Raw genomic sequence first — 13,962 nt, forward strand, 5'->3', positions numbered from 1 at the left:
AGGTTCCATTTTTATCAAAACAAAAGTGCCTTTAAGGCGTTACTAAATCGTTTTGCGGAAATCCTTATCATCCCTAATTAATTTTCAATGCTCCATTAATTAAGTGAATAGTTGGCCGCAAAGCGTAACTAATTATAAACTAAACTAGTGAGTGCCAATGAAAAACATTCTACCCAGGATGACAGGTTTCCTATGCCTGATCCTACTTTCAAGCCCCCAGTTGTTTGCGAAATTAAAGAGCGAAAAGAAAAATTACAGTCTCTATTATTTTCAGCAAGACACAACTAAAAAAGACACAACCAAAAAAGTTCCGGTTGTGAAACCTGCCGATTCTGTTAAAGCACCCGTAAATCCCTTGGGTGGTGCAAGTCCAGTTACGGCACCAGTTCCAACAGCGCCTGCAACAGCAGCCCCAACTGCTGCACCAAGTGCAACCGCTGCTCAAAAGGTAATTACCGGAACAGTTGTAGATGAACAAAAACTCGGTTTACCAGGAGTTGGTATAAAAATTCAGGGTAAAACCGGCGGAACCGTAACGCAAGAAAACGGTAAATTCAGTATTAATGTAAGTGCGCCAACCGATGTTCTGGTATTCAGCTATATTGGTTATCAATCGAAATCGATGCCAGCTGGAAACGGCGCTACACCTTTAGTGGTGAGTTTGGTTCCGTCTGGTGCCCAAAACCTCAATGATGTAGTTGTTGTCGGTTACGGAACCCTGAAAACCAAGGAAGTCACGTCGTCGGTTACGCACGTAGATACTGCCCAGTTTAGGCAAGGTGGCGCAAGAAGTGCCATAGATCTTATTCAGGGTAAGGTTGCGGGACTAAACATTACTAGGGCAAGTGGCTCAAATCCAAATTCTGGCCCTAGCGTACAATTACGTGGAGTAGTTTCTGTTACAGGAAGTGCAAGTCCGCTTTTTGTAATTGATGGTATTCCGGGAGGAAATCCAGATTTACTTACACAGGATGACATTTTATCTGTAGATGTTTTAAAAGATGGTTCGGGTGCTGCAATATATGGTACTAGTGCCAATGCCGGCGTAATTTTAATTACAACCAAAAAAGGAAAACCTGGTGCACCAACATTTAATTATTCTGGTTATATCCGCAAGGAATATATCCAAAATCGATTAGATTTCTTAACTGCGGATGAGTTTAGGGCAAAAATTGCCTCAAAACAAATTGATGCAATTGATAGAGGTGGAAATAATGACTTGTATGATTTATTGGTAAATCATGGCAACTTATCCCAAAATCACAATCTGGCGCTTTCTGGCGGAACAGATAAAACGAGCTATAGAGCAAGTATAAACTATCGTGATTTAGAAGGAATTGCAAAAGAAAATGGACGTAAAGAATATACACTTCGTTTAAATGTAAACCAGAAAGGATTAAATGATAAACTGAATGTTCAAATGAACTTAGCAACCAATTTCAATAACGCCAATTTATTAGGTGGTGGTGGTTGGGAAGAGGAAGCTGCGAAAAATCCAACGAGTTTAATCTTTAATTCAGATGGTTCGTATTATTTCGATAATCAAAGTACAAACCAGTATGCTCGTTTGTTTCAAGAGACAAATTACCGCAAACAGCAAACATCGAGTGCCGATATGAAAGCCGATTTAGATATCATTAAAGGCTTAAAGGCATCTATATTTGGTTCCGTACAGCGCAATAGTTACATTGATGGTGGCTACGCAATTTTGGCAAGTGAAAATTCTGTAGAAAATACTGAGTTTGCTAATGGAGGGTATGCTTTCAAGAGTAATTTTTTATCGCAAGCATTTGCGCTAGAACCAACATTAGCTTACAACACAGTTTTGGGTAAACATTCAATTACTGCTGTTGCCGGTTATAGTTATCGCTATTATATTGAAGAAGGATCGGATGCCAGTAATAGAGGTTTCTTAAATGATCAATTTAATGAGGATAATTTAAATCAAGGCGAGGCATTAGCACTTGGAAAGGCCTCATTAGGCAGTTTTAAGAATGACAATACATTAATTGCTTTTTTTGGTCGTGTAAATTATGCCTTTGATGGAAAGTATTTGGCTCAGTTTATTCTAAGACGTGAAGGTTCATCAAGATTTGGTGACAACAATAAGTGGGGGAATTTCCCAGCAGTATCTGTAGGTTGGAACATTTCCGAAGAAAAATTTATGGAAAGCGCTAAGTTTATTAACAACCTTAAATTAAGAGTAGGTTATGGTGTTACTGGTAATTCTGGCTTTGAGAATAATGCATCAAGAGTAACTTTGGGTACTGGTGGTAAATACCTTTATCCCGATGGTATCTACCGCGAAACTTACGGGCCTAGTAGAAACGCAAACCCATTCTTAAAGTGGGAAAGTAAGCGAGAAATTAATATCGGTGCCGATTTCGCAATGTTCAATAGCAAGCTAACAGGCTCATTGGATTTATTTAAGAGAACAACGAAAGATCTTTTAGATACCTACACAACGCCGCAACCACCTTATGTTCAAAATTCAATATTTGCTAATGTTGGTCAAATTTCATCAAAAGGTATAGAGCTTGCGTTAACTTATCAAGCAATTAAGAACAAAGATTTTACTTTTAGCATGGACTTTACCGGTAGTACGATTAAGAACACTTTAGATTCTTACTCCAACGATATTTACGCTGTAAAGTACAAAACCTTTGCTGGTATAGGTGGTGCAGGCGCATTGGGCGATGCCATTACAACCTATGAGGGTGAAGATCTGGGCGTGTTTTATGGTAAAAGATTTGCTGGTTTTAACGCAGCGGGAAAATGGTTATTTTACAATAGAAACGGCGTTGCTGTGCTTAATGATCAAATCAATATTTCGAAGGATAAGAACTTAACAGATCTTGCGCCAATTGGAAATGCAATTCCGAAGTATTACGCTTCATACACGGCAAACTTTTCTTACAAACAATTCGATTTACGGATCTTTTTAAGGGGAAAATTTGATTATCAAATTTTAAATGCTACCGCCTTAACTTATGGTAATCAATCCATCAAGGGCTCGAATTACTTAAGTGCAGCCTTTACTGATCCGAAGTACAGCCAAATCAAGGATACTTTTATGTACTCTGATTATTATATAGAAAATGGTACAAATGTTAAGATTGATGAGGTAACATTTGGTTACAATTTCAAGTTAAAAACTAAGCTTATTCGTAACCTGCGTGTTTACGCAACTGGACAAAATTTAGCTACAATAACAGGATATTCTGGTAATGATCCAGACTTTATTCAAGATACGGGCCTAGGCCCAGGTGTTGATAGTAGGGGTGCCTATCCAAGCACAAGATCATTTCTTTTTGGTGTTAATGTAGGCTTTTAAATTCTAAGACAATGAAAAACAAATCAATATTATATACCGCATTAGTGCTGTTGATTAGCGTAGGATCTGCCTGCACAAAGTTGGATGAAAATGCTTATGATCAAATTCCAGCTGATAAGTTTTATACCAATAAAAACGAGGTTTTATCTGCCGTTTTAAGGCCATACACTCATGCTAATGCGTGGGTTACGCCGTCAGGACAAGATGGTTGGTGGCGCCCAGCCGAGCTTTCGGGCGATCAATTGGCTTGGCCTACTAAAGGTCCGCATGGAGAAGATGGTGGTAAATGGAAAAGATTGCATTACCACACCTGGACAGTTGATGAGGATGGGTTTAACAATGCATGGTCGCTGATGTATGGCGGTGTTGGATTCTGTAATGATCCAATTGCCAATATTAGTACGCGTGATATTTCGGCTATGGGAATTACGCAAGAAGAAAAGAATTCATATGTTTCTGAATTAAAGCTGTTAAGAGCTTTTCATTACTTGAAATTGATGGATCTTTTTGGAGGTGTTCCTATTGCAACCGAGCCTGCTGACCCAGCTAATCCAATTTATCCAACAACAACAAGCAGAAAGGATGTTTTTGCTTTTGTAGAAAAGGAAATTAAGGACAATATCAATAATGTTCCGAAACTCTCTAGGGCACAATTGGGAAGAATGAGCCAAGCGAGTGGATATGCAATGTTGGTAGAATTATATTTGAACGCCGAAGTTTGGTCTGGTACGGCACGTTGGGATGATTGTATAGCAGCTGCTGATCAATTAATAAATAATCAAGCTGGAGGACAAAACGGAGCAATGGCTTTAGATCCAAATATTACAGATCAATTTAAAAATACAAATGATTTATCTAACGAGGTGATTTTCTCTATTGCTTACGATTTTGCTCGTGCAAGATTCGAACCATCTTGGACTAGCGAATTTTATCATTTCGCACAGAAAGATATATATGGCGGTGGAAGAAATGGAAACGATGGGGTTGTCGTAATTCCAGGAGTTTACACAACTTTCGATGCAGATGATCTTCGCAAAACAACTTGGCTGTCTTTTGGTCCACAGGTGAAGTTTGCAGACGGCGTTTCGCCTGTTACCGGTACCGTTGAATATTCCGGTAAGCCATTAGTATTTGTTGATAATATTCAGCAAAACTCAAAAGGATCTACCGTATCAAATATGAGTGAAGGAGAAGAGAATAGTGGCGTGCGCTTCAATAAATACAAATTGGGTAACTCTATTCCTGGGGTTGTAAATGGTATTAAGGTTGCATCTGATGCAAATTATAATAATACCGATTGGAATGTGTACCGCTTAACCTGGGTTTATTTTGCAAAGGCTGAAGCTTTGATGCGTAAAAATGGAGGTAATGCTACCGCAGATGCCGTAAGCTTAATTAATACCTGCAAACAAAGAGCCTACACAGCAGCTACTTGGCCAAATCATGCGTATACAGTGGCAAGCTTAAACTTAAACGAACTTTTGGCGGAACGCGGTAGAGAATTTATCTTTGAAGGTTTTAGAAGAGATGACTTAATAAGGTTTGGCAAGTTTAATACCGGTACATGGTGGGATCATACCCCATCTGCTGCCACAAAAGCGCTTTATCCAATTCCACAAAGACAACGAGATTTAAATCCAAAATTAACCCAGAATCCTGGGTATTAAAAAGTTAGAAATGGGTGCCAAAACGGTGCCCATTTTTGTTTTTTAGCCGAATCTTAGTAAACAAAAAGCTTTAATTAATCTTTCTAAAACGATTAATATAAAAAATGTTAAATTGCGTTTTTATAAACAGGGTTCTAATTATAAAGCACAAATTTTTTAGCTTTGAAATAGATCAACCCAATAGACTACAACCAAATGAAATCGCTTTCTATCAAAGATATAGCTGTAAAAGCAAACGTATCCATCACCACAGTTTCCTTTATTATAAACGGCAAGGCCAAAGAAAAATCAATAAGTGAAGCTGTAATAGAGAAAGTAGAAAAAATTATTGAGGAAAGTGGTTACAAGCCAAATCAAATTGCCAGAAGCCTAAGAACTGGCAATTCTAACATCATTGGTTTAATTATTGAAGACATTTCTAACTCTTTCTTCTCCAGAATAGCAAGGTTAATAGAGGATAAAGCCTATAAAAAGGGCTATAAAATTATTTATTCGAGTACCGAAAACAGTGTTGATAAGGCAAAGGAGTTAATCAATATGTTTAAATCCCGTAAGGTAGATGCTTACATTATTTCGCCAATCAAGGGCATTGAGGAAGATGTGCAAATGCTGATTAATGATGGAAACCCGGTAATATTTTTTGATAGAAACTTGCCAGATATCAATACGAGTTATGTAGGTGCCGATCATTTTAATGCTTCCTATCAGTCTGTAGAAAGTTTTATTCAACAAGGAAAAAAGAACATTGCATTGGTAACTACTGATATTAACGTTCAACAAATTACCGAACGTTGCGAAGGTTATAAAAAAGCACTTGAAGATAATGGAATTAAGGCTAATGATGATTTAATTTTGAAAATACATTTTAACCAAGATGAAGCCGAAACCATTAACCAAATTAAGGAGCTTTTTAAAAACCAAAAGATTGATGCTGTTTTATTTGCGACTAACTATTTAGCCATTAGCGGCTTAAAGGTGCTTAAGCAAATTAACAAAAAAATTGGTGATGACTTTTCTGTTATTGCTTATGATGATCATGAAGCTTTCGAACTCCACACACCTGGTATTTCTACAGTGCAACAGCCGTTAGAGGAAATCGCAGAAAATGTAATCAGATTAATCCTTAAGCAACTTTCCTCTAAAGCTAAATTAGAGCATCAACAAATCATCATTCCCGCTAAATTAATCATCCGAGATTAATTGTTTTGTCGTAACTCAAATGTTACATAATCCTGTTTTAATATCTTTTTAATTTCTCTAATATTGAATTAGTAAAACGTTTTACGTTAATTTGGCTTTAAGCGATTATAAGCCATTTAAACTAGAAATTATCTCCCACGGTTTTCATTCAATTTCAGGATAAAAAAGGATGGTAGGTTAAACTGAGTAAAACGTTTATCCAAACATTCATTGAAACCAAATATTGATTATGAGAAAACTTTCCTTACTAGCATTATGCCTTTTTTTTATTTCTACTTCAAAAGCCCAAGATAAAGCACCAGCTTATCCTTTAATTACACACGACGCTTATTTTAGCATTTGGTCTTTTGGCGATGGGTTAAATGAATCGGTTACTAAGCACTGGACAGGCAAAGAACAATCACTATTGGGTGTTATCAAGGTTGATGATAAATTCTACCGTTTCTTAGGGAAAGAGACCAAAAAATACAAACAAATTCTTCCTGCGACAGATCAATCACGCTACCAAGCAAGCTATTCGTTTGATAAGCCAGCAGATGGTTGGGAAGCCCCAACATTTAATGATTCTGATTGGAAAAAAGCCGAAGCACCTTTTGGAGATGATCAAAATGCAAAAACTAAATGGAACAGTGATGATCTTTATTTCCGCAGAAAATTTACCATCTCCGATCTTTCTGCCGCTAAGAAAGTTTTAAAACTTAATCATGATGATAATGTAATCGTTTACCTCAACGGGAAAATGATCTACAGGAAAAACGGTTACGTTTCTGATTATATTTATTTGCCAATTGCCGATGGTATTTTAAAATCAGGAGAAAATGTATTGGCTATTCACGTAAAAAATACTGCGGGGGGCAGACATTTAGATGCTGGTATTGTAGAAGAAGCTGCGATTGATTTTCCTATTGTAGTGGCAAAACAAACCAATGTATCCGTTCAGGCCACAACAACAAAATATACTTTTAAATGTGGCGATGTAGATTTGCAAGTGAGTTTTACCTCTCCACTTTTATTAAATGATATCAAGTTGACGGCTCGCCCAATTAGTTACATCAGCTATGCTGTTAAATCTACAAATTCAAAAGCACACAAAGTTGATGTTTACTTAGGTGCTTCATCAAACATTGCGGTAAATTCTCCCGGTCAGCCAGTTTCTGCCTGGGCTACAAAATCGGGTACTTTATCTATCTTAAAAGCAGGAACCGTAGAGCAGCCTATATTGAAAAAGCGTGGTGATGATGTTCGTATCGATTGGGGTTACATGTATATCGCCGTTCCAGAAAAATTTAATGCAAAGCAGTTTCTAGGTGAGCAAGATGCTAATTTAAACAGCTTTATTAAATCAACTTACTCATCAGAAAAACAAATTTTAAATACCAAAACAATCGATTTAAGTACAGTTATTCCATTTGGTTCGGTAAGCGCAACAAGCGTTGAAAAATTTGTAATGGTTGGTTATGATGATCTAAAGTCGGTTGAATATTTCAAGGAGCAGTTATCTCCGGTTTGGAAACAATCGGGTTCTCAAAATTTTGAAGATCAGCTTATTCAGGCCAATAATGATTACGCAGGTTTGAAAATAAAATGTGCAACTTTCGATGCTAAGCTTTATGCAGATGCACTTAAAGCAGGCGGAAAAGAATATGCAGATTTATGCAAACTGGCCTACAGACAAAGCATTGCAGCGCATAAAATTGTTTATGCGCCAAATGGAGATATCCTTTTCTTATCAAAAGAAAATTTCAGCAATGGTTCAATAAATACGGTTGATATCACTTATCCATCGGCGCCTCAATATTTAATTTATAGCCCTGAATTATTAAAGGGAATGATGAACGGAATTTTTTATTATTCTGAAAGTGGAAAATGGAAAAAACCTTTCGCCGCTCACGATTTAGGTACTTATCCGTTAGCAAACGGACAAACCTACGGCGAAGATATGCCTGTTGAGGAAGCTGGAAATATGGTTATTTTAACAGCAGCAATTACCAAGGCAGAGGGCAACACCAAGTACGCTGCAAAACATTGGGATGTACTGTCTATCTGGGCAAACTATTTATTAAAAGAGGGTTTTGATCCTGCCAATCAATTATGTACTGATGATTTTGCTGGTCACTTGGCTAGAAACTCCAATTTATCGGTTAAGGCTATTGTAGCTTTAGGCGGCTATGCACAAATGGCGCAACTTTTAGGTAAAACTGATGTAGCAACAAAATATAGAGATGCAGCAAAATTGATGGCCCAAAATTGGATGAAGTTAGCTGATGATGGTGACCACTATGCAATAACTTTTAACGATAAAAATACCTGGAGCCAAAAATATAACTTGGTGTGGGATAAATTATTACAGCTCGATCTTTTTCCCGCTGCGGTTTACAAAAAGGAAATCAACTTTTATTTAACAAAGCAAAAAGATTTCGGCTTGCCATTAGATAGCCGTAAAACTTATACTAAGTCTGATTGGATTATGTGGACCGCAACTTTGGCCGATAATAATGCTGACTTCGAAAAATTTGTTCATCCAGTTTATCGCTTTGCTACTGAAACGGAAAGTAAGGTTCCCTTAAGCGATTGGCACGAAACTACAAATGGTAAAATGACAGGATTCCAAGCGAGAAGTGTTGTTGGTGGTTATTACATCAAAATGCTTGCCGATAAATGGGGGATAAAATAAAAATCAGGCCTACTTACATCATCTACTTATGTGAGTAGGCATTGATTTTAAAGAAAATTGGATTGATGAATAGGTTACATCAACCAAGTTGAATAAACACAAACACACACAAATGAAAATTAAATTAATTGCATCCGTTCTATTTTGCCTTGCTGCCAAAGGGTTAGTGGCACAGCAAAAAGATTGGGTTAACTTCGTGAACACGCTGCAGGGAACCAATTCCAAGCACGAACTTACTCGGGGGAATACGTACCCAACAACCGCTTTACCTTTCGGTATGCATACTTGGACACCTCAAACAGGTAGAAATGGAGATGGCTGGAAATACCAATACTTTAAGGATAAAATTCGTGGATTTCAACAAGCGCACCAATGTAGCTCGTGGACAAGAGATTACGCTGTATTTTCGTTTATGCCAATGGTTGATGAATTGGTTGTTGATGAAAATAAACGAGAGACAAAATTTAGCCATAAAAATGAAATTGCAAAACCAAACTATTATAAAGTAAAGTTTGAGAACAATATTACCACAGAGATTTCGCCATCGGAGCGTGGTGCACATTTGCGTTTTACTTATCCAAAAGGTGAAAGAAGCTTTTTGGTTTTAGATGGATATACGCGTTTGAGTGGCGTACAAATTCATCCAAAAGAAAATAAAATTACAGGTTGGGTAAATAATGGCGAGGGTTTTAAAAGAGGTTGGAAGAGCTATTTTATAGTTCAGTTCGATCAGCCAATTAAATCTTATGGAACTTGGGAAAATAAAAGGAATACCGTTTCTGCCGATTCTACATCAGCCGAAGGTTTAGGAAAAGGGGCTTTCATTCAATTTGAGAATGGAGCTAAGGTTCAGGTTAAAACGGCTTCATCTTACATCAGTTTAGATCAGGCAGAACTCAATTTAAAAAGAGAATTGGGAGCTGATAAAACATTAGAAGATACAAAAGCCAAGGCTGCTGCGGTTTGGAATAAATCTTTAGGAAAAGTAGAAGTGGAAGGCGGCTCAAAAGCTGATATGGAAACTTTTTATTCGTGTTTTTTTAGGGCGAGTTTGTTTTCTAGAAAGTTCTATGAATTAAATGCTGAGGGAAAACCATACTATTTCAGTCCTTATGATGGTAAGGTTCACGATGGATATATGTTTACCGATACCGGTTTTTGGGATACTTTTCGTGCTCAATTCCCACTTAATTCGTTGGTTCAGCCAGAAATGCACGGTCGTTATATGCAGGCCATGCTCAATGCTTACGAGCAATGCGGTTGGTTGCCTTCCTGGTCGTTTCCAAGTGAAGCGGGCAGTATGATTGGTAACCATGCCATTTCTTTATTGGCAGATGCCTGGGCAAAAGGAATTAGAACTTTCGATCCTCAAAAAGCTTTAGATGCATACTATCACGAAGCCATGAACAAAGGTCCGTGGGGACCAGCAAATGGTAGAGATGGTGTTAAGGAATATAATGAATTGGGCTACGTTCCATATCCAAGATATAGAGAAGCCACCGCAAAAACCCTTGAATACGCTTATGATGACTATTGTGCTTACCAACTAGCTAAGATGGTTGGTAACAAACATTATATGGAGGTTTTTGAAAAACCGATGTATAACTACAAAAATGTTTACGATGCAGGTACCCGTTTTATGCGTGGAAAAGATGCACAAGGAAACTGGTCGTCAAAGTTCGATCCCACAGAATGGGGTGGACCTTTTACCGAAGGGAACGCTTGGCATTACCATTGGTCGGTATTTCAAGATACCAAAGGCCTCATTAATTTAATGGGTGGCGAAAATAATTTCACCGCAAAATTAGACTCTGTTTTTAGCGAGCCCAACAAAGTAAACGTGGGTACTTATGGCGGAATGATTCACGAAATGACGGAAATGGTAGTTGGGAATATGGGGCAATATGCACATGGCAACCAACCGATTCAACACATGGTTTATTTGTACAATTATGCCAACCAGCCTTGGAAATCTCAATTTCATGCTCGAGAGGTAATGAAGAAATTATACGATGCCACCGAAAATGGATATCCTGGAGATGAAGATCAAGGACAAACATCCTCATGGTATGTTTTAAGTGCACTAGGTTTTTACAGTGTAACTCCAGGCACAGGTGAATATGTGTTAGGCAGTCCTGTATTCAAAAAGACAACAATAAACTTAGAAAACGGTAAAAAATTCATTATTGATGCACCGGCGAACGATGCATCTCATGTTTATATTAAATCGGCAACGCTAAACGGAAAAATCTTCACGCAGAATTTTATAAATCACAGTGATTTACTTAAAGGTGGTGTATTAAAATTAGAGATGGATGTTAAACCTTCGTTAAAAAGAGGACTATTGGCCGAAGATAAACCGTTTTCGCTTAGTAAATAAATATTGAATTGCTACTTTTGGCCGATTCAAAACAGAATTAAAGGAATTGTTAACAGAAATAAAGATATAGAATGGAAAAGCCTGTTGCATTAGGTGTAGATATTGGTGGCTCACACATTACGGCCGCATTGGTAGATTTAGAATCAAGAACGTTGATAAAAGACTCTATCAAGCGTAGCCCTGTAAATTCGCAGGAGAATAAGGAAGTGATTTTGTCGGCATGGTGTGAAATCATTACGAAAGCTTTCAAGGATATTAAAAATGGCGCTCGAAATGTTGGGATTGCAATGCCAGGTCCATTTGATTATGTGGAGGGTATTTCCCTAATTAAGGATCAAGATAAATTTAAGTCACTTTATAAAATAAACATTAAGGAAGAGCTTTCAAAACGATTAGATATGCCGCCAGAGAATATTCATTTTATTAATGATGCGGCAGGTTTTTTACAGGGTGAGGTTTTTGCTGGTGCCGCTAAGGGAAATGCAAATGTACTGGGCTTAACTTTAGGAACAGGTTTGGGCTCATCTCTTTGCCTTAATTATAAAGCAATTGATGCCGATTTATGGAATTCTGAATTTTTGGATGGTATTGCTGAGGATTATCTTGCTTCGAGATGGTTTGTTAAACGTTACCTGCAATTAAGCGGTAAGGAATTAGATGGCGTTAAAGAGTTGGCGGAAATTGTTAACACTGACCAATTGGCGGTGAGGGTTTTTATGGAATTTGGATATAACCTTGCCCAATTTTTAATACCAATCATCAATAAGCACAAAATAGATACGTTAATTATTGGTGGAAATATTGCCCAATCGTTTCATGCATTTGCCCCAGAGCTTATTGCTACATTAAAAGGTAATGGAATTGATACAGATATTAAGATTTCAGAATTAAAGGAACATGCTGCATTAATTGGTGCTGCAAGCTGCTGCGATATGAGTTATCAAAGTACTGAAAAGGAATAAGACAAAAATGTTATAAAACTTTCCTAGCAATCACTAAATCGTTTTACATATTATAATTATTTTGCACTCGATAAAAAATCAACATGTTAAATAAACTTTTTAGTATAGCTTTAATATCCATAATTTCAATTGCTGCAACCGCTCAAGAAAAAAGGGATCAAGAATATTCATTAACCATTTTAGGCGATAATGATTTAAGCGGTAAAACTGCCGAAAAACTCAAATCGGCATTTAATAATACATATCCTTTTTTTGCGATGGCAGATGGCTATCGCACTAAAAGAAAGGTAACGCTTAATTTTACGGCCACTGCAACACCAACAATAGAAGCGAAGGCTGGAGAAATTTTAGTAAATGAGGAATGGATAAAATCTAAATCTGAGAGTAAGATCGAAAAAGAGTTAAAGAATGCCCTGTCAAAAAATTGGTCATCTTATTCTGTAGATAAACACAAGGGTTATAAGCTCACATTCATCAGCAAAGACCCCAATTTAAATGCTACTGTTAGGCAAAATTTAATTGATACTTATTTTAAGGTTTACCCTACTTTGGTAAAAACTTTTAATAATGCATCTACAAAGGATGTACTTTTCGTGGTGGATACAGCCTACAAGGCTGTTGCTGAAGCAAGTGGAAATCGCATCCTTTTCAGTGCAAATTATATGAAAGCACACCCAACTGATATTGATGTAGTAACACATGAAACCATGCATATTGTTCAGGGCTATGGTTATAGTGCTGGTCCGGTTTGGTTAACTGAAGGTATTGCCGATTATGTTCGTTATAAATACGGAGTGGATAACATAGGCTCTAAATGGAGTTTGCCAGATTATACCACAAAACAGAATTACACCAACAGCTACCGCATTACGGCTCGTTTCTTTGCTTGGTTAGAGAAAAATGTAAAGCCAGGTTTAATCTCAATTTTAGATACAGAATTAAGGGCGCACACTTACACCGAAAAGTCTTGGATGAATTTAACTGGAAAAACACTCGATGAACTTTGGGCAGACTATGGGAGAAGTCCGAAAATCGAATTAACTTATAGCGGTAAATAATATGAGAAGAATTATCCTATCTGGCATTGTAGCCACTATTGGTATTTTGCCTTTTTCTAACCTGAAAGCACAAGAAGTGATTAAAAGGAAAGGTTACAAACTTACTTTTGAAAATAATTTCGCCGAATTAGATCCAAAATTAAAGAAACGTTTAATTGAAACTTTTTTTGTGGTTTATCCAAAATTAGCAAAAGAATATAATCCAGCGACAGAGAAAAATGTAGTTTTTGCAGTAGATACCGCATATAAAGGAGTAGCGGGAACCAGCGATGGAAAGGTAACTTTCAGCTCTACATGGATGATTAGTCATCCGGAGGATATTGATGTGGTTACCCATGAAGTAATGCATATTGTTCAGGATTATGGAAGAAGTATTGGCCCTGGTTGGTTAACTGAAGGTATTGCAGATTATGCTCGTTATAAATTTGGTGTTGATAATGCAGGGGCAAATTGGACCTTACCCGATTTAAAACCAGAACATACTTATAAAAACAGTTATAGAATTACGGCAAGATTTTTTGCCTGGATGGAAAAGGTCAAACCTGGAACTATCAAAGCGGTAAACGAATCACTAAAAGATCATACTTATACCAAAGATATTTGGGCAAAATTAACAGGTAAGGATTTGGATGGCCTTTGGGCAGATTACATCGCTAATCCCGAAATTTAAACGAAAACACATAAACT

At 37.2% G+C, this 13,962-nt stretch carries 8 protein-coding genes; all 8 read left to right on the forward strand.

From position 1 onward, the window contains the following. The first annotated feature begins 157 nt into the window (after positions 1–157). The 8 genes from EZ449_RS10460 (at position 158) to EZ449_RS10495 (ending at position 13,945) form a co-directional block, all read left to right on the forward strand. On the forward strand, positions 158–3,334 hold the full coding sequence (locus EZ449_RS10460; RefSeq protein WP_225872286.1) for a SusC/RagA family TonB-linked outer membrane protein: 3,177 nt from the start codon (positions 158–160) through the stop codon (positions 3,332–3,334). A gap of 11 nt (positions 3,335–3,345) precedes the next feature. Next, positions 3,346–5,001: a RagB/SusD family nutrient uptake outer membrane protein gene (locus tag EZ449_RS10465; protein WP_131558419.1), complete on the forward strand. Its 1,656-nt coding sequence runs from the start codon at positions 3,346–3,348 to the stop codon at positions 4,999–5,001. Between the two features lie 195 nt (positions 5,002–5,196). Continuing rightward, a complete protein-coding gene (locus EZ449_RS10470) occupies positions 5,197–6,201 on the forward strand; it encodes a LacI family DNA-binding transcriptional regulator (RefSeq protein WP_131558421.1) in 1,005 nt (334 codons plus the stop codon). Positions 6,202–6,430: 229 nt separating this feature from the next. Further along, a complete protein-coding gene (locus EZ449_RS10475) occupies positions 6,431–8,875 on the forward strand; it encodes a glutaminase family protein (protein ID WP_131558423.1) in 2,445 nt (814 codons plus the stop codon). A gap of 112 nt (positions 8,876–8,987) precedes the next feature. Further along, on the forward strand, positions 8,988–11,255 hold the full coding sequence (locus EZ449_RS10480) for a GH92 family glycosyl hydrolase (RefSeq protein ID WP_131558425.1): 2,268 nt from the start codon (positions 8,988–8,990) through the stop codon (positions 11,253–11,255). A 71-nt stretch (positions 11,256–11,326) separates the two neighbouring features. Then, on the forward strand, positions 11,327–12,217 hold the full coding sequence (locus tag EZ449_RS10485) for an ROK family protein (RefSeq protein ID WP_131558427.1): 891 nt from the start codon (positions 11,327–11,329) through the stop codon (positions 12,215–12,217). 83 nt (positions 12,218–12,300) lie between these two features. Continuing rightward, entirely contained in the window at positions 12,301–13,275 is a 975-nt protein-coding gene (locus EZ449_RS10490) for a basic secretory protein-like protein (protein WP_131558429.1), read from the forward strand. A 1-nt stretch (position 13,276) separates the two neighbouring features. Next, on the forward strand, positions 13,277–13,945 hold the full coding sequence (locus tag EZ449_RS10495) for a basic secretory protein-like protein (RefSeq protein ID WP_131558431.1): 669 nt from the start codon (positions 13,277–13,279) through the stop codon (positions 13,943–13,945). Positions 13,946–13,962 lie beyond the last annotated feature (17 nt).

Origin of the sequence: Pedobacter frigidisoli, from assembly GCF_004331675.1 — a bacterium.
GTDB classification, from domain to species: domain Bacteria; phylum Bacteroidota; class Bacteroidia; order Sphingobacteriales; family Sphingobacteriaceae; genus Pedobacter; species Pedobacter frigidisoli.